We start from the raw sequence: 18,225 nt of genomic DNA on the forward strand, positions 1-18,225 counted from the left end.
AGTAAGACCCCCCACCTCAAAATTCAGCGAAAACGAGTTATCAGTGAAGGGGAATGCTACCTCTGAAATATAAACCATGAATATAGTAGCCTCCACTAGGTATCTCCTTTAGGTGCCAATAAAGGGAAGTTGTAAAGTGAAAAGGAGTTTATAAAGAGATTGTAGAATGTTTTAGTATATAACACCTTAGATGTGACAACTTCCTTTTTGAAAAAGAAAGAAGGGAGTATAAAGCAGAAAGGTAGTGGAAATATTTCTTCTAGAAGATTTACATTTTATCTTACATTCACCAAAAAATAATACTCCTGAAACAATGAAGTTCATTTTATTTGAATGAAATAGGGAGAGAGGACAATGAAGAAAAAAATATTGGGTGTAATGATGATTGCGACAATGGCAGGAGGTATATTTGCAGGGACGAATGTGACGCCTGTAAAAGCGGAAGAGTATCCACAAATGATTGTGTTTGAAGATGTTCCATACGGATTTTGGGCATATGATGCTATTATGGACTTAGCATATCATAAAATTATATTAGGGTATGGAAACGGGAAGTATGGTGTTGGCGATCTTATAACACGTGAACAAGTAGCAGGGACTATTTACAGAACACTTGAGATAAAAGAAGAAGGGCCAGTAGCGAATCCATATAAAGATGTTTCTGATAGTACAACAACTTTTAAAAAGGAAATTTTGGCGTTAACAAAACGTGGTGTTTTTTCAGGGGATGGCCAAGGGAATTTTAGGCCGAAAGCACCAATCTCTAGAGCGGAAATGGCTGTCATTTTAAAACGAGCATTTCATTTTGAAACGAAACAAAAACATACATTTAAAGATATTCCAAAAGGCCACTGGGCAGAAGATGCAATTAGTGCGTTACAATCTAATAATGTTGTGAGAGGAACTGGGAATGACATGTATGAATTAAATCGCCCTGTACCTAGAGAACAATATGCTCAGTTTATTAATAATGCGATTATTAATTATCATTTGAAAGAGGATTGGAAGTAGAGTGAAATATGAAAGCACAAATAGAAATATTTGTGCTTTTTTGTTTGTTTAAAAAAGAATTATTATTCGTATTTATGTATTTTTATGGTTATACACAAGCTTTATAATCAACCCGATGAAAAAGACATGATGTTTAATATGATTCACAAAACCGTCACGAAATGTGTCGAAAAATATATTGTCACTATACCATTTATTCTGTATATTTTTAAAAAAACATATACATATTGGGGAGATAATTTGATGAGCAAAAAATTATTAAAAACAGCTACAGCATTAACAATTATGGGTGGGGTGTTATTCTCAGCAGAGAGTAACAGTGTAAAAGCGGAAAGTGCACCGTTGCAAAAAACAAATACAATTGTATTTAAAGATGTACCAAAAGGACATTGGGCATATGAGGCAATTCATGAATTAGCGGAACAAGAAATTATTTTAGGATATGGCGATGGAATATTCGGTTTTGGGGATAATGTAACACGTGAGCAAGTTGCAGCTTTAATTTACCGTGTGTTTGATATGGAAGAACAAGATGAATATGAAAACCCATATGGAGATATTGATGAAAATTCAACAAGCTTTATCGAGGAGATATTGGCTTTAACGGAAATGGGAATTTTCCAGGGAGACGAGAATGGAAACTTTAGACCGAAGGCGACGTTAACGCGTGCGGAAATGGCACAAGTTCTTACGAATGCTTTTGACTTACAGGCAAAGGGATCTCATAACTTTAATGATGTTTCAACAAATTCATGGGCAACGAATGCAATTAGTGCAGTACAAACAAATGGTATTACAATGGGAATCGGAGAAGGTAAATTCGGTCCGTCTATGAAGGTAACGAGAGAACAATACGCACAGTTTTTACATAGAGCAATATTGCATGATATGGAACAAGGGCAGTAATAAAGTTTAACTAGTCAAAGTGAAATTTAAAAATAATACCAAAAGGTCGTTGTTGTATAACAGCGGCCTTTTTTGTATGAAATAAAGCGCGAAAGAATGCCGTTTTGAAAAAAAAATGAAATGAATTTTCAAAAAAAACTTCCTTTTCTGAAGATTTGTTATATAATATAAAACATGAAATCAAATCTGTTATAAAACAGTTTAAGAAGGGGATGCTAATATGTCGACGCAAACTTCACGGGTTACACTCGTTGGAGAAATGTTACCAGCGTACAACGAAATATTGACACTTGAGGTGCTTAGTTTTTTGAAGGAACTACATGAGAATTTTAATGAGCGCCGCATAGAACTTTTACAAAAACGTGTAGAAAAACAAAAGAGAATTGATGCAGGGGAGTTTCCGAAGTTTCTAGAAGAAACAAAACACATACGTGAAGCGGATTGGACAATTGCCAAGCTGCCAAAAGACTTAGAGGATCGCCGCGTAGAGATTACTGGACCGGTAGATAGAAAGATGGTCATTAACGCTTTAAATTCAGGCGCGCATCTTTTTATGGCGGATTTTGAAGATTCGAATGCACCAACTTGGGAAAACGCAGTTGAAGGGCAAATCAATTTACGAGATGCAGTAAAGGGAACGATTTCACATGAAAATGATAAAGGGAAAGAATATAGATTAAATGAGAAAACAGCTGTACTCATTGTACGTCCAAGAGGATGGCATTTAGAGGAAAAGCATATGCAAGTTGATGGGAAAAATATGTCGGGTAGTTTAGTAGATTTCGGCTTGTATTTTTTCCATAATGCGAAAGCTCTTTTAGCAAAAGGGAGCGGTCCATACTTTTACTTACCGAAAATGGAAAGTTATTTAGAAGCGAGATTATGGAATGATGTATTCGTATTTGCTCAAAAATATATCGGCATTCCAAATGGAACGATTAAAGCAACTGTGTTACTGGAAACGATTCACGCTTCGTTTGAAATGGATGAAATTTTGTATGAGCTAAAAGATCATTCTGCTGGCTTAAACTGCGGAAGATGGGATTATATTTTTAGCTTTTTAAAGAGTTTCCGTAATCATAATAAATTCTTACTACCAGATAGAGCACAAGTCACGATGACGGCGCCATTTATGCGTTCGTATTCTTTGAAAGTAATTCAAACATGTCACCGCCGTAATGCACCAGCAATTGGAGGAATGGCGGCACAAATTCCGATTAAAAATAATCCAGAAGCAAATGAAGCAGCTTTTGAAAAAGTGCGTGCTGATAAGGAACGCGAAGCTTTAGACGGTCATGACGGGACTTGGGTTGCCCACCCTGGACTTGTACCGGTTGCAATGGAAGTGTTTAATCACATTATGAAAACACCAAATCAAATTTTTAGAAAACGTGAAGAAATATGTGTAACAGAAAACGATTTACTAGAGGTACCGGTGGGAACGATTACAGAAGAGGGCCTTCGCATGAATATTAGCGTAGGTATTCAATATATTGCATCTTGGTTAAGCGGACGGGGAGCAGCACCCATTTATAACTTAATGGAAGATGCGGCAACAGCTGAAATTTCAAGAGCACAAGTATGGCAATGGATTCGTCATGAAGGTGGAAAACTAAATGATGGTCGTAATATTACGCTTGAATTAATGGAAGAGCTAAAAGAAGAAGAATTAGCAAAAATAGAAAGAGAGATTGGTAAGGAAGCCTTTAAGAAAGGGAGATTCCAAGAGGCGACAACGTTGTTTACAGATCTCGTTCGAAATGATGAATTCGTACCATTTTTAACATTACCGGGTTATGAAATTTTATAAAAAATGAAAAGGGGATGGAACAAATGAAAAACGAAAGAATCGAGAAGTTACAAGAAAGCTGGGAATTAGATGAGCGTTGGAAAGGGATCACACGTCCATATTCGGCAGAAGATGTAATTCGCCTGCGCGGGTCAATTGATATTGAACATACGTTAGCGCGTCGCGGTGCTGAGAAGCTTTGGACATCGCTTCATACAGAAGACTATATTAACGCACTTGGCGCATTAACAGGAAACCAAGCGATGCAACAAGTAAAAGCTGGGTTAAAAGCGATTTACTTAAGTGGTTGGCAAGTAGCAGCTGATGCAAACCTTTCTGGACATATGTATCCAGACCAAAGTTTATATCCAGCGAACAGCGTACCTGCTGTAGTAAAACGAATTAATCAAACGCTTCAACGTGCGGATCAAATTCAGCATATGGAAGGAAGCGATGATACAGACTATTTCGTACCGATTGTAGCAGATGCAGAAGCTGGATTTGGTGGGCAATTAAATGTATTCGAACTGATGAAAGGTATGATTGAAGCAGGTGCATCAGGTGTGCATTTTGAAGATCAATTATCTTCAGAGAAAAAATGTGGCCATTTAGGTGGAAAAGTACTACTACCAACGCAAACAGCAGTGCGCAATTTAATTTCTGCACGCCTTGCAGCAGATGTAATGGGAGTGCCGACAATTATCGTTGCAAGAACAGATGCGGATGCAGCTGATTTAATTACGAGCGATATCGATCCTGTTGATAAAGCATTTATTACAGGAGAAAGAACACCAGAAGGATTTTACCGTACGAATGCAGGTCTTGATCAAGCAATTGCGCGCGGTTTAGCGTATGCACCGTACGCAGACCTCGTTTGGTGTGAAACGTCAGAACCAAATTTAGAAGATGCAAAACGATTTGCGGACGCAATTCATAAGGAGCATCCAGGGAAGCTACTTGCATATAACTGCTCACCTTCATTCAACTGGAAACAAAAACTAGATGAAAAAACAATTGCAAGCTTCCAAAAGGAAATCGCATCTTACGGTTACAAGTTCCAATTCGTAACACTTGCTGGATTCCATTCATTAAATTACGGTATGTTTGAACTAGCACGTGGCTATAAAGAGCGCGGCATGGCAGCATACTCTGAACTACAACAAGCAGAATTCGCAGCTGAAAAACACGGCTACTCTGCAACACGTCATCAACGCGAAGTAGGAACAGGTTACTTTGATGAAGTGGCACAAGTGATTACAGGCGGAACTTCATCAACGACAGCGTTAAAAGGATCTACAGAAGAAGCACAGTTTACGAAATAAAAGGAAGGGGCACCTTTTTTGAAAGGTGCCCCTTGTTATTTTCTAAACGATTCGAAAAGAGAGATTGAGTTGTCGGCAAAAAACGATACTTCCTTTTCTTTATTACTAAATCAACTCCACTCAGCCCTATGATCACGAATAAACTTCATATCTTTCTCATAATGCTCTAGATGTCCTTCATCAATCATTCTTTGGAAATTCAAGTCGCCTTCTTGCGCTTTTCGTTTCATATATGTACATAATCCTTCTAATCGAAGCAACACCATTCCTAAGTAATCTTCATCCATATTTTTATCATAGGACTGAACGAACAAATTCATTCTCTCTTTAATGCGATCTGCATGTTGCGATGAGTCATAATGAACAGCTTCACCGGATTCTGTATAATACACTCTACTTAAAGGCACACAAGTATAAAGTGTATAAGCGATATCCCATAGTCTTGGACCAGGAGCAGCAACATCGAAATCAATAATCCCTACTGGCTTCTCATTATTAAAAATAATGTTATATATGGCAAAATCATTGTGACATAAAACCTCAATGTTATTTGGAGTGTGATCCATCGGTTTCCAATCATCTAATAACAGAAAATCACTTACAGCATCATGGTAAAGGCGAAGCATCTTTGCTATTTCTTTTAATACATTATTAGATCGCATATATTCTTTTAAAGGATAATTGCCAGCTTCTCCTTCAATAAAGGATAAAATCTCTCTATCCTGTTCATCTACACCTAAAAACTTTGGAGCATAATGAAATTCTTTGTTTTCTAAATGTTGAAATAACTTATGAATCTTTTCATTGCCTGGCTTTAACTCTCGCCGAACAGTATTTTCAGAACGATATACGCTTGAGACGTTTCCCCCTGTTAGCCTTTCTTCTTTAGCGTAGTTTGACATGTGAAAATTCCCCCTGTGATTAAAAAATCCAATTCCAAATAGTAAATAGACCAACAACGGCAGAAAAGAGAAGGCAAGCAAGCAATGCTAGACAGCCAAAAGGAACTAGCTTATCTTGCCATGTTTCTTTATACTCATAAATTAACTCCTCTGCTACTTTCTTCTGCACTGAAGATAAAGGTTGATCTTTATACAAACCTTTTATATGGTTAGAATCGCCTTTAAACTTTAAAGCACGTGCAATATGATGAGGATTATTTCCCATTGATTTTTCAAATAATAAACATGATTCATGCATAATGTCTGTTTTATCCCGCATTAACGGGCAGTAAGACCCCCACCTCAAAATTTAGCGAAAGCGAAGAAGTTAGGTGAGGGATCAACTGCCCGTAAAAGCCCGATTGGTTCAACTAATAATCAGTGGGGAATGAACAAAACCCCCACTGATTAAAGTTTCACTTTATGCTCCTCTAGATACCAGTAACGTCCAGCCATTTCTGGATATTGTAATGTATAATAAATATCTCCGAGTTGTTTTCGAAGATGTAATTCATTTGGGTATGTAAAGATGAGGCCATGCAATCTATCCCTTGCTTTTCCAAGATTATTATTTTCAATATCCTCTTCAATTCTTTTTAATGTTTTTCTAGGAATTTTATTGGCCATAAACTCCTCCTTATTTAGAATAGAGATAATTATATTTTATAAGAAATACTAAAAATTAGAAATTCTATTTTCGAAAAAGATTGTACATTTTATTTTAATGTGCTATGATGATGTCAGTTGAATAGTTAAATTAAGCAATCCATATGTTATCAAGTGCTGGAAACGAACGAGAAAAAGTATGTGAGAACTAGTTTATGTTTCGTATTTGATAATGTGTGGATTCTTTTTTTAGACAGGAAGACTAAAAAATTTAAAATTTGTATTTTCTTAGGAGGAAATAATTATGGCAGTAACAGGACAAGTAAAATGGTTTAACAACGAAAAAGGTTTCGGTTTCATCGAAGTTCCAGGCGAAAACGACGTATTCGTACACTTCTCAGCAATCGAAACTGACGGTTTCAAATCTTTAGAAGAAGGTCAAAAAGTTAGCTTCGAAATCGAAGACGGTAACCGTGGACCTCAAGCTAAAAACGTAATCAAACTATAATTTTATAGTTGATGATGGAAAAAAGGATGGCTAATGCCATCCTTTTTTGTTGTGGGGAAAGTTTTTTCAGAGCCTGTTTTTATATCTAAATCTCTTTTTCTATGTTACAACGGGTGAAAAATTATCTGGAATGCGTATTAGTTTCTGTAGAAGAATTAGTTCAGCAAGAGCATTTGCTGCGTATGATAGTAAATAACTATAAATTTGTATTCTCTATTGAAATAGGGGAATCTTTTCCAGATAGACCTTGAGTAACATCTTTTTTGTTAGTGTTGTTGTTGGAATTTTGTACGTTTTGAGATGATGTTTCTAACAGTTGTTCTTGTTCCTTACTAGGGGTATTCAGAGCATCTGAGGGGATGCTATTAACCTGCTGGCTTAATAGATTTTCTTTGTCCATAGTATACAGCTCCTTTTTGGAATTCGATAAAAAGCAATGTAATTATAAATAGCTACTTATATATATTGTGTTTTTGAATGACATTATATACAAAACTTATATTACAAAGTTAACTAATTAACGAATTGTTAGTGATGGATAAAGATGTACAAATTTGAAGTGTTTAATAAAAATTAAAAGCGGGTAACAAGTAATACTCTTTCTCATGTTTTATATAAGGATCATATTACAAATCAAAAAAGATGTAGAGAACCTTGGGAGAAAATATAGTTGTTTTTTTAGGGAGAAGAATAAATAAAATGATACTACAAATGTAAAAAGGCAATCCATAAAGGAAGGCCTTTTATTGTTCTTGCTCTAATTTTTTCTTCTCACGTTTTTTACATTCTGGACATCTTGATTTACGAAACGGTTTAGCAAAGAATAGCAGAATGAAAAATAAACCAAATATAATACTAGCTGAGTTTTTCACGATAATGACGCTACTATTTTTCATTTGAATCGATGGTTGGATCTCTTTTTCCTCCATAGTGGCCCTCCATATATTGGATTTACATTTTAATTATAGCAAAGTTAATTGTTTTCATGATGTGAAAATAGGAAGGGATAATAAATATTTATAGGTAGTATAAATGCTGTTTTTATAACTTTAAAATTAAAACATTACTATATCGTGATTTTTTTATTTAACAAATGTTTGATAAATGATAAAAAATTGTAAAAAAGCGGAACTTGTAAGCTATTTCCTTTTCATAGATGCTAAAATTATATATGCAGCTGCTAATATAAATGGAAAAAAGGAGATAATGGAGTATGGAAAGTAAAGTGGAACGCTATGTCGAAAATTATGTTGTAACGAAAAATACGATGGCCTTACTTCCTGTTATTCTAAGTGAAAAGAAAATTGTTACGCGAGTCGTTGAAATGAATGATTCTTTTTTCGTATTTCAAAAACCTCTAGATATTATAGAAAGAAGTTGCCGCAAGCATGGCTCTAGTTTCTTAGGCAGAAAAGAAGGAACGAAAGAGTTAACTCATATTACACATAAAGCACCGATTGCGATTAGTCCAGCAGATCAACTTTATTTTTTCCCTACCTATTCTTACTCTAGAAAAGAGTGTGCTTGGTTGTCTCATTTTTATATTGAAAGTAATAAAGAATTAAAAGATGGAAATCTTATTATTAGATTTATAAATGGCTTTGCTGTGAAATTAGAGATATCAAAAACTAGTTTTGAAAATCAACAAAATCGTACAGCGAAATTACGTACTGAATATGAAGATCGTAGGAAAAAACAAGGGAATCCTTGTTTTAAAGAGGTTGATAAAAAAGAGGAATCAACATTAAGACCCGCTTATGAGAGTGTGTATTTTGTGAATGAAGGCGAAGTGTGAAAGGATGGGGGAATCCCCATTCTTTTTTGTTTATCCTGTTATTTGTGGGCAGTAAGACCCCCGCCTCAAAATTCAGCGAAAGCAAAGAAGTTAAGCGGGGGATCAACAAAATCCCCACTGATTAAAGTTTCACTTTATCAGTCTTTGTAGGTAAGGCGATATATTAGAAAAACCGAGTTGTAATTGTTATATTTAGAAAATCACCATTGTAATTTCATTTACCGAAAAAATCAAAAAAACAATCTAAATAACAAAACGAATGACACGTCCTGTCGAATATTGATAGATTATCATAGCTAAATAATGAAGGAATTCTTATGAAAGATATGGAAACTTTAATAAATACATCTCCATATGTCGTATCTACCATTTCCTCTTTCATATAAGCAATGATACAGTAGGGATAGTATTTAGAGTAAAGGGGTAAAGTGTAGAATGGATTTTCAGACAATCAAAGAGTATTTTTCACCAGAAAATATGGATCATATTGTTGAGAGTTATAAAGCGTTCGGACCACTTCTTGGTATTGGTTTACCGATGATAGAGGCGTTGATTCCAGCATTACCGCTTATCGTATTTGTACTGGCGAATGCTGTTGCATTTGGCTTTTGGCTCGGTTTTCTTTATTCATGGCTTGGATCAGTAATGGGTGCATTACTTGTCTTTTTCATCATCCGCCATTTTGGTCGCAGTCGTTTCTTTTCGTTTGTAAATAAGCATGAGAGAGTACGAAAAGCAATGGGGTGGATTGAAAGGAAAGGATTCGCACCGATTTTTGTTATATTTTGTTTTCCGTTTACACCGTCAGCGCTCATAAATGTTGTCGCTGGTTTATCCCGAATTAGTGTAAAACAGTTTGGTCTAGCGTTAGCATTCGGAAAACTTGTGATGATTTTTATTTTAACGTATATCGGTCATGATTTAATGTCATTTATTCATAATCCGGTGAAATCAGTTATTGTAGCGATTGGTATTTTTATTTTATGGTATGTCGGTAAGAAAATCGAAGTAAAGTTAGAACTACATTAAGAATAGTCTTCTTTGTAAAGGAAAGCTTCAGTATTAAAGGATAAGGGGAGAAGCAGATGAAGAAAACTTTGAAAAAAGAAGGCATGGAGTGGATACGAACAATTTTAATTGGTGTATTATTAGCTGTATTTTTTCGAACGTTTTTCTTTTCAACGTATGTTGTAGAGGGGAAGTCAATGATGCCGACATTGCAAGATGGCAATATGCTAGTTGTAAATAAGGTGAGTTATCAAGTTGGGGACTTGAACAGATTTGACGTTGTGGTATTTCATGCGAATAAAAAAGAGGACTATGTAAAGCGGATTATCGGTTTACCTGGAGATCATATTGAATATAAGCAGGATAAGTTATATATAAACGGTCAATTTATTGATGAGCCGTATTTAGAGAAGTATAAGAAAGAGATAAACGGAAGGCAACTAACAGGCGACTTTACATTAGAAGAGTTAACGAAAGAAAAACTGGTGCCACCTGGGTTTATTTTTGTAGTAGGTGATAACCGGCTCGGGAGCTGGGATAGTAGACACTTTGGCTTTGTAAAAGCTGATACAGTCGTCGGTAAAGTTGATTTGCGATATTGGCCAATTCAAGAGGTGCAAACGAATTTTTCAAAAGGTTGATATAATAGATAGAAGTATAGAAAAGGCAAACAACTCAGTTTGTCTTTTTTCGTGTCCTATAATACAATTATAGTAGCAAACTAACGTTCGTTATGTAAGTGAAAGGTGGGGTTACATGTCACTTCGATTTGTGATTGGTAGAGCGGGAAGTGGAAAAAGTACACTTTGTTTACGCGAAGTGCAAGAAGAGTTAAAACAACGCCCGAGAGGGAAAACAATATTATATCTTGTGCCAGAACAGATGACATTCCAGACGCAGCAGGCGTTAATTGGAAGTGAGGATGTAAGAGGTTCTATTCGGGCACAAGTTTTTAGTTTTTCACGATTAGCGTGGAAGGTACTGCAAGAAGTTGGCGGAGCGAGTCGTCTTCATATTGATGAAGCTGGTGTACATATGTTACTCCGTAAAATTGTAGAGTCTCGTAAAGATGGATTATCGGTGTTCCAAAAAGCAGCGGAGCAAAACGGTTTCTTTGAACATCTTGGTAGTATGATTGCAGAGTTTAAACGTTACAATGTAACGCCATCTAACGTATATGAAATGTGGCAACAATTAGATGCGCATAGTAGCAGTGCCGAACAAAAGTTACTAGCGAATAAAGTGTATGATTTACAGCTGTTATACGATGATTTTGAACGTGCTTTAATTGGAAAATATTTAGATTCAGAAGACTACCTGCAATTGCTAGTGGAAAAGCTTCCGCAGTCTGAATATGTAAATGGTGCGGAAATTTATATAGACGGATTTCATTCATTCTCCCCGCAAGAGTTAGAGATTGTAAGACAGCTTATGATTTGCGGAGCGAGAGTTACGATCACGTTAACGATAGATGAAAAAACGTTAGCGCAGCCAGTAAATGAACTCGATTTATTTTATGAAACGACGTTAACGTATGAAAAAATAAAACAAGTAGCGCGTGAAGAGAAAATAGAAATTGAAAAAACAATTCCACTTATGGAACAGCCGCGTTTTCATTCTCCGGCATTAGCGCATTTAGAAGCTCATTATGAAGCGCGTCCGAATGAAAAATTTAACGGTGAAGCGAGTGTAACGATTAGTACAGCTGCGAATTTACGAGCGGAGGTAGAAGGTGTTGCTCGTGAAATTCGTAAACTTGTTGCGAGTGAAAAATATCGTTACCGGGATATTGCAGTGCTTCTTCGTAATGGGGAAAGTTATTACGATGTGATGCGAACGTTATTTACAGATTATAATATCCCGCACTTCATCGATGAAAAGCGCCCGATGTCACATCACCCATTAGTAGAATGTATTCGTTCTGCACTCGAGATTATTAGTGGGAATTGGCGTTATGATGCGGTGTTCCGCTGCGTGAAAACAGAGCTTTTATATCCATTAGACGTAAGAAAAGAAACGATGCGTGAAGAAATGGATGAATTTGAAAATTACTGTTTAGCGTACGGTGTACAAGGAAAGAGATGGACTTCAGAGGATCCATGGATGTATCGCCGTTATCGTTCTCTTGATGATAAGAACGGGATGATCACAGACAGTGAACGTGAAATGGAAGAGAAAATAAATAGGTTACGTGACGTTGTAAGAACACCTGTTATTCGCATGCAAAAAAGGTTAAAGCGTGCAGGAACAGTTATGCAAATGTGTGAAGCAGTTTACTTATTTTTAGAAGAACTGGATGTTCCGAAAAAACTAGAAGAATTACGTATACGTGCAGAAGAACGTGGAGATTTCTTATTTGCGACAGATCATGAACAAGTATGGGAAGAAGTAATGAGCCTTCTTGATACGTTTGTAGAGATGCTTGGTGAAGAGAAAATGTCTCTTTCTATGTTTACTGACGTTATGTCGACTGGTCTTGAGGCGCTTCAATTTGCTAACATTCCGCCGTCATTAGACCAAGTGTTAATTGCTAATATTGATCACTCCAGATTATCTGATGTGAGAGCAACGTTTATTATAGGTGTAAATGAGGGTGTCATTCCAGCAGCACCTATGGATGAAGGTATGCTTTCTGATGAGGAAAGAGAAGTTCTTGGTGCGGCAGGGATTGAATTAGCGCCAACGACGAGACAAACTTTGTTAGAAGAACAGTTCGTTATGTATCAAATGGTAACGAGAGCATCTGAGAAGTTATACATTTCATGCCCGCTTGCAGATGAAGAAGGAAAGACGTTACTTGCTTCTAGCTTTATTAAGAAAATAAAAAGAATGTTCCCTAATGTGAAAGATTCATTTATTACGAATGACGTAAATGATTTATCACGTTCAGAACAAATTTCATATGTAGCAACGCCAGAAGTAACGTTATCTTACGTTATGCAGCAACTACAAACGTGGAAGCGATACGGATTTGAAGGGAATTTAGACTTTTGGTGGGACGTATATAATTTCTACGTAACTTCAGATGAATGGAAACAAAAAAGTAGCCGCGTCTTATCAAGTTTATTCTATCGAAATCGTGCGAAGAAACTAAGTACAGCAGTAAGTAGAGATTTATACGGAGATATAATTAAAGGAAGCGTCTCTCGTATGGAACTATTTAATCGTTGTGCATACGCTCATTTTGCGCAGCACGGTTTATCGCTTAGAGAGCGTGATATTTTCAAGCTTGCTGCGCCAGACATCGGCGAATTATTCCATGCGGCATTAAAGAAAATTGCGGACAAGTTATTGCGTGAAAACCGCACTTGGGCGGATTTATCCATAAAAGAGTGTGAGCATCTTTCTGTTTTAGTAATAGAAGAAATTGCGCCGTTATTACAACGACAAATTTTATTAAGTTCAAACCGTCATTTCTATTTAAAACAAAAACTACAACAAATCATTTTCCGTACGTCAATCATTCTTCGTGAACATGCGAAGTCAAGCGGATTCGTACCAGTTGATTTAGAGGTGCCGTTCGGTATGGGAGGTACAGGGTCACTTCCGCCGATGGAATTCTCATTACCAAATGGTGTAAAGATGGAAGTAGTCGGCCGTATTGACCGTGTTGATAAGGCAGAAGATGAAAACGGGACGTTCTTACGTATTATTGATTATAAATCAAGTTCAAAAGCGTTAGATTTAACGGAAGTGTATTACGGATTAGCACTTCAAATGTTAACGTATTTAGATGTTGTTACTTCGAATGCACAGACGTGGATGAAAAAAGGCCACGCAGCATCACCAGCTGGTGTATTGTATTTCCATATTCATAACCCAATCGTTGAGATGAAAGGTGACGCAACGGAAGCTGAAATTGAAAAAGAAATTTTAAAGAAATTTAAAATGAAAGGACTCGTACTAGGAGATGCTGACGTTGTTCGTTTAATGGATAACAAACTTTCAACAGGAAGCTCAGATATTATTTCTGCTGGCCTGAAAAAAGACGGTAGCTTTAGTGCGCGTTCAAGTATTGCAAGTGAGCAAGAGTTTAACGTACTGCAAAAATATGTACACCATACGTTTGAAAATATCGGAAAAGATATTACAGAAGGTGTTATCGATATTGCTCCTTATAAAATGGGGAATAAAGCAGCATGTACGTTCTGTAACTTCAAATCTGTTTGTCAGTTTGATGAGTCACTGGAAGATAATCAGTTCCGATCGTTAAAAGATATGAAAGATAGCGAAGCGATGGAGAAAATAAGAGAGGAGGTTGGCGGAGAATGATAGAAAATTGGCCTAAAAAACCAGAAGGTAGTCAATGGACAGATGACCAGTGGAAAGCTGTTGTAGCGAACGGACGTGATATTTTAGTTGCTGCTGCAGCTGGATCAGGTAAAACAGCAGTATTAGTTGAACGTATTATTAAAAAGATTATTAATGAAGAGAATCCAGTCGATGTCGACCGCCTGCTCGTTGTAACATTTACGAATGCAGCAGCGCAAGAGATGAAAAACCGAATCGGGGAAGCGTTAGAAAAGGTATTAATTGATGAACCAGGCTCTCAACACGTAAGAAAGCAGCTGAGCCTATTAAATAAAGCTTCCATTTCAACAATTCACTCATTCTGTTTACAAGTAATTAGAGGATATTACTACATGCTTGATGTTGATCCTCGTTTCCGTATTGCGAATCAAACAGAAAATGAATTGTTAAAAGAAGAAGTGCTAGATGACATATTAGAAGAAGAGTACGGAATCGAAGATAATACAATCTTCTTTGAACTTGTTGATCGTTATACGAGTGACCGTAGTGATGATGACTTGCAACGTATGATTTTAGCGCTTCATACAGAGTCAAGAGCGCATCCAAATCCGGAAAAATGGCTTGATAAATTAGTAGAAGCATATGACGTAGAAGGAAAGACAATTGAAGATTTAGTATATGCTTCTTATTTATTAGAAGATGTGAAATTCCAGCTTGAAACAGCGGAACAGCATATTCGTAAGGCAACTGAACTCGCAATGCTTCCTGACGGTCCAGCGCCTCGCATTGAAACCCTGCAAGCAGATGTAGCATTACTTGGAACGCTATCATCAGCTGCTCGTGAGTCGTGGACAAGTGTGTATGAAGCGATGCAAAACGTATCGTGGCAAACGTTAAAGCGTATTAAGAAAAGTGATTACAATGAAGATGTTGTAAAACAAGTAGACTCTCTTCGTAATAAAGCGAAAGATGAAGTGAAGAAATTACAAGAAGAGTTATTTAGCCGCAAACCTGAAAGTTTCTTACGAGATTTTCAAGATATGCACCCAGTATTAGAAAAGCTTGTTCAACTTGTAAAAGTATTTACAGAGCGTTTCCAAGCGATGAAGCGAGATAAAGGAATGGTCGATTTCACGGATTTAGAGCATTTCTGTTTACAAATTTTAAGTAAACAAAGTGAAAATGGTGAAATGAATCCGTCAGCAGTGGCGCTCCAATATCGTAATAAATTTGCTGAAGTATTAGTCGATGAATATCAAGACACGAACTTTGTACAGGAATCCATTATTAAATTCGTAACGAAAGATTCTGAGAGTGAAGGAAACTTGTTCATGGTTGGTGACGTAAAGCAGTCGATTTATCGTTTCCGACTAGCCGAGCCAGGCTTATTCCTAGGAAAGTATAAACGTTTCACACAAGAAGGATTGGGCGGCGGAATGAAGATTGACTTAGCGAAAAACTTCCGTAGTCGTCATGAAGTACTAGCAGGTACGAACTTTATTTTTAAACAAATTATGGGCGAAGAAGTTGGGGAAATTGACTACGATGCTGACGCTGAACTAAAGCTAGGTGCTACCTATCCAGAAGGTGAAGATGTAGCAGCAGAATTATTATGTATTCAGCAAACGGAAGAAGAAGTAATAGACGGTGAAGAAGGTGCAGAAGTCGAAAAAGCACAGCTTGAAGCTCGCCTTATGGCGCAGCGCATTAAAGCGATGGTTGATTCCGGTTATGAAGTGTATGACCGTAAAAATGATAGTATGCGTCCGGTGCAATATCGCGATTTCGTTATTTTACTTCGCTCCATGCCGTGGGCCCCGCAAATTATGGAAGAGTTAAAATTACAAGGAATTCCAGTATACGCTGACCTCGCGACTGGTTATTTTGAAGCGACGGAAGTAAATATTATGATGAACGTATTCCGCGTTATTGATAATCCGATGCAAGATATTCCGCTTGCCGCTGTACTTCGTTCCCCAATCGTTGGATTGAGCGATGAAGAACTTGCAACGCTTCGTGCTCATGGAAAGAAAGGCTCGTTTTATGAAGTAATGAGCTCATTCTTAAAAGGGGCACCGCTTGAAGAGGAGCAAGAACTTCATGATAAATTAGAGTGGTTTTATAACTTACTGCAAGGATGGCGTGAATTTGCCCGTCAACAATCCCTTTCTGATTTAATTTGGAAAGTGTACGGTGAGACAGGTTATTACGACTTCGTTGGCGGTTTACCAGCAGGAAAGCAAAGACAAGCAAACTTACGCGTACTATATGACCGTGCAAGACAATATGAAGCAACATCATTTAGAGGGTTATTCCGCTTCTTACGTTTTATTGAACGTATTTTAGAACGCGGTGATGATATGGGTACGGCGAGAGCCCTAGGTGAACAAGAAGACGTTGTTCGCATTATGACGATTCATAAAAGTAAAGGGCTAGAGTTCCCGGTCGTATTTGTAGCTGGACTCGGTCGTCGTTTTAATACACAAGACTTAATGAAGCGTTTCTTACTGCATAAAGATTTCGGTTTCGGTTCGCAATTTATCGATCCGCGTAAACGAATTAAATATACAACATTATCACAGCTTGCGATTAAGCGTAAAATGAAAATGGAATTAATTGCGGAAGAAATGCGCGTACTATACGTAGCGTTGACGCGCGCGAAAGAGAAGTTAATTTTAATCGGAACAGTTAAGGATGCAAATAAGGAAATGGAAAAATGGCTTGATGCGAGGGAACATAGTGAATGGTTATTACCAGATCACATACGTGCCGGGGCGTCTTGTTATTTAGACTGGATTGCACCTTCATTATATAGACACCGTGATAGTGAAATGCTTCTTGAATTAGGACAAGGAAGTATTCCAGATGAAATTTACGGATATGACACTAGCTGGAAAGTAGAAGTTGTGGACGGTAACACACTACTTGCACCAGAGCCAGTTCAAGAAGAGAAACAAGAATTGTTAGAAGCGCTTCGTGAGAAAAAGGCTGTTCCCCTGCAAAGTGAACGGAAAGAAGAAGTGTACGACAGATTAATGTGGAAGTACGGATATGAGGATGCGACATCTCATCGTGCGAAGCAATCTGTTACAGAAATAAAGAGAAATTATCAATCTGAAGAAGGTAGCGATAACGCCTTTATTAAAAAACTACGTGCACCAATTAAAACACGCCCGCGCTTTATGGAGAAAAAAGGGTTAACGTACGCAGAGCGCGGAACAGCAGTCCATGCCGTTATGCAGCATGTTGATTTGAAGAAGCCGATTACGGTTGAAGTTCTTCAAGAGCAAATTGCTGGAATGGTAAATAAGGAATTATTAACATTCGAGCAGGCGGAAGAAATAGCGATTGAAAAAGTAATTTCATTCTTTGACAGTGACTTAGGTAAAAGGGTATTAGCGGCGAAAAGTGTTGAGCGTGAAGTACCATTTACGATGATGCTTGCAGCAGAAGAAGCATATCAAGATTGGCAAGGGAAGAGTGAAGAAACGATTCTTGTCCAAGGGGTTATCGACTGCATGATTGAAGAGGAAGATGGCATTACGTTAATCGACTTCAAAACAGATACGATTGAAGGGAAATTCCCAGGCGGATTCGATCAAGCGAAACCAATTTTAGAGGATCGATATAAAGTGCAGCTTTCGTTATATGCAAAAGCGCTGGAGAAAAGCTTACAACATCCTGTAAAAGAGAAATGTTTATACTTCTTTGATGGGAATCACGTTGTAAATATTGAAGAATAGAGGGGCTTGAAAATGGTAACGGAAAAAACGTTAAGAACTTGTGAACAGGGACACGAGTACTATAAAAGTAGCGATTGTCCAACTTGCCCAGTCTGTGAGAAAGAGAGAAAACCAAAAGAAGGTTTTCTCTCTCTTCTTTCAGCGCCAGCAAGAAGGGCATTAGAGCACCGTGGAATTCAAACTGTAGAAGAACTCTCAAAATATAGTGAAAAAGAAATTTTAAAACTGCATGGTATGGGACCTGCGTCTTTGCCGAAGCTTAGGAAGGCTTTGGAGGAGAGTGGGTTATCATTTAAATAAAATGAAATAGTGCCTCTTCACTACTTACGTGTTTATACCACTATT

The 18,225-nt window shown here is 37.3% G+C and carries 14 protein-coding genes and 2 pseudogenes; 11 read left to right on the forward strand and 5 right to left on the reverse strand.

Annotated elements, in window-relative coordinates:
* Positions 1-354: 354 nt before the first annotated feature.
* The 4 genes from MR112_RS21500 (at position 355) to aceA (ending at position 5,028) form a co-directional block, all read left to right on the forward strand.
* Positions 355-1,011: an S-layer homology domain-containing protein gene (locus MR112_RS21500; RefSeq protein WP_000727102.1), complete on the forward strand. Its 657-nt coding sequence runs from the start codon at positions 355-357 to the stop codon at positions 1,009-1,011.
* 138 nt (positions 1,012-1,149) lie between these two features.
* Positions 1,150-1,917, forward strand: a complete 768-nt coding sequence (locus MR112_RS21505) for an S-layer homology domain-containing protein (RefSeq protein WP_130055524.1) — start codon at positions 1,150-1,152, stop codon at positions 1,915-1,917.
* Positions 1,918-2,137: 220 nt separating this feature from the next.
* The gene (gene aceB / locus MR112_RS21510; RefSeq protein ID WP_226369029.1) at positions 2,138-3,727 is read left to right on the forward strand and encodes a malate synthase A; all 1,590 of its coding nucleotides are present in this window, start codon (positions 2,138-2,140) and stop codon (positions 3,725-3,727) included.
* 23 nt (positions 3,728-3,750) lie between these two features.
* Positions 3,751-5,028 carry an isocitrate lyase gene (gene aceA, locus MR112_RS21515; RefSeq protein WP_000787346.1) on the forward strand — a complete coding sequence of 426 codons (1,278 nt, stop codon included), beginning with the start codon at positions 3,751-3,753 and terminating at the stop codon, positions 5,026-5,028.
* Positions 5,029-5,138: 110 nt separating this feature from the next.
* Here aceA and MR112_RS21520 read toward each other — a convergent pair whose 3' ends face one another.
* From MR112_RS21520 to MR112_RS21530, 3 genes and pseudogenes are all read right to left on the reverse strand, one after another.
* A complete protein-coding gene (locus MR112_RS21520; protein WP_226369030.1) occupies positions 5,139-5,930 on the reverse strand; it encodes a phosphotransferase in 792 nt (263 codons plus the stop codon).
* A 19-nt stretch (positions 5,931-5,949) separates the two neighbouring features.
* Positions 5,950-6,240 (reverse strand): annotated as a pseudogene (locus tag MR112_RS21525) (DUF6584 family protein); the annotation flags it as partial.
* A 152-nt stretch (positions 6,241-6,392) separates the two neighbouring features.
* Positions 6,393-6,596, reverse strand: a pseudogene (locus MR112_RS21530) (DUF6584 family protein); the annotation flags it as partial.
* Positions 6,597-6,879: 283 nt separating this feature from the next.
* On the opposite strand from MR112_RS21530, the gene cspA reads away from it, so the two are divergent.
* The gene (gene cspA / locus MR112_RS21535) at positions 6,880-7,083 is read left to right on the forward strand and encodes an RNA chaperone/antiterminator CspA (protein WP_000301518.1); all 204 of its coding nucleotides are present in this window, start codon (positions 6,880-6,882) and stop codon (positions 7,081-7,083) included.
* 196 nt (positions 7,084-7,279) lie between these two features.
* Here cspA and MR112_RS21540 read toward each other — a convergent pair whose 3' ends face one another.
* Positions 7,280-7,483, reverse strand: a complete 204-nt coding sequence (locus MR112_RS21540) for a hypothetical protein (RefSeq protein ID WP_000356917.1) — start codon at positions 7,481-7,483, stop codon at positions 7,280-7,282.
* Positions 7,484-7,826: 343 nt separating this feature from the next.
* Entirely contained in the window at positions 7,827-8,012 is a 186-nt protein-coding gene (locus MR112_RS21545) for a hypothetical protein (RefSeq protein WP_075677594.1), read from the reverse strand.
* 284 nt (positions 8,013-8,296) lie between these two features.
* Between MR112_RS21545 and MR112_RS21550 the strand changes: the two genes are divergently transcribed.
* From MR112_RS21550 to MR112_RS21575, 6 genes are all read left to right on the forward strand, one after another.
* The gene (locus MR112_RS21550; protein WP_242245284.1) at positions 8,297-8,878 is read left to right on the forward strand and encodes a competence protein ComK; all 582 of its coding nucleotides are present in this window, start codon (positions 8,297-8,299) and stop codon (positions 8,876-8,878) included.
* Between the two features lie 435 nt (positions 8,879-9,313).
* Positions 9,314-9,907 carry a TVP38/TMEM64 family protein gene (locus MR112_RS21555; protein ID WP_000347517.1) on the forward strand — a complete coding sequence of 198 codons (594 nt, stop codon included), beginning with the start codon at positions 9,314-9,316 and terminating at the stop codon, positions 9,905-9,907.
* Between the two features lie 56 nt (positions 9,908-9,963).
* The gene (gene lepB, locus MR112_RS21560) at positions 9,964-10,527 is read left to right on the forward strand and encodes a signal peptidase I (protein WP_000751919.1); all 564 of its coding nucleotides are present in this window, start codon (positions 9,964-9,966) and stop codon (positions 10,525-10,527) included.
* 115 nt (positions 10,528-10,642) lie between these two features.
* Positions 10,643-14,158, forward strand: a complete 3,516-nt coding sequence (addB, locus tag MR112_RS21565) for a helicase-exonuclease AddAB subunit AddB (protein WP_242245285.1) — start codon at positions 10,643-10,645, stop codon at positions 14,156-14,158.
* The gene (addA, locus tag MR112_RS21570; protein ID WP_242245286.1) at positions 14,155-17,880 is read left to right on the forward strand and encodes a helicase-exonuclease AddAB subunit AddA; all 3,726 of its coding nucleotides are present in this window, start codon (positions 14,155-14,157) and stop codon (positions 17,878-17,880) included. The genes addB and addA overlap by 4 nt, the downstream gene beginning before the upstream one ends.
* A gap of 12 nt (positions 17,881-17,892) precedes the next feature.
* Entirely contained in the window at positions 17,893-18,180 is a 288-nt protein-coding gene (locus tag MR112_RS21575; RefSeq protein ID WP_000255728.1) for an RNA polymerase alpha subunit C-terminal domain-containing protein, read from the forward strand.
* Positions 18,181-18,225 lie beyond the last annotated feature (45 nt).

This window comes from Bacillus cereus group sp. BfR-BA-01330 (assembly GCF_022663885.1).
GTDB lineage: Bacteria > Bacillota > Bacilli > Bacillales > Bacillaceae_G > Bacillus_A > Bacillus_A cereus.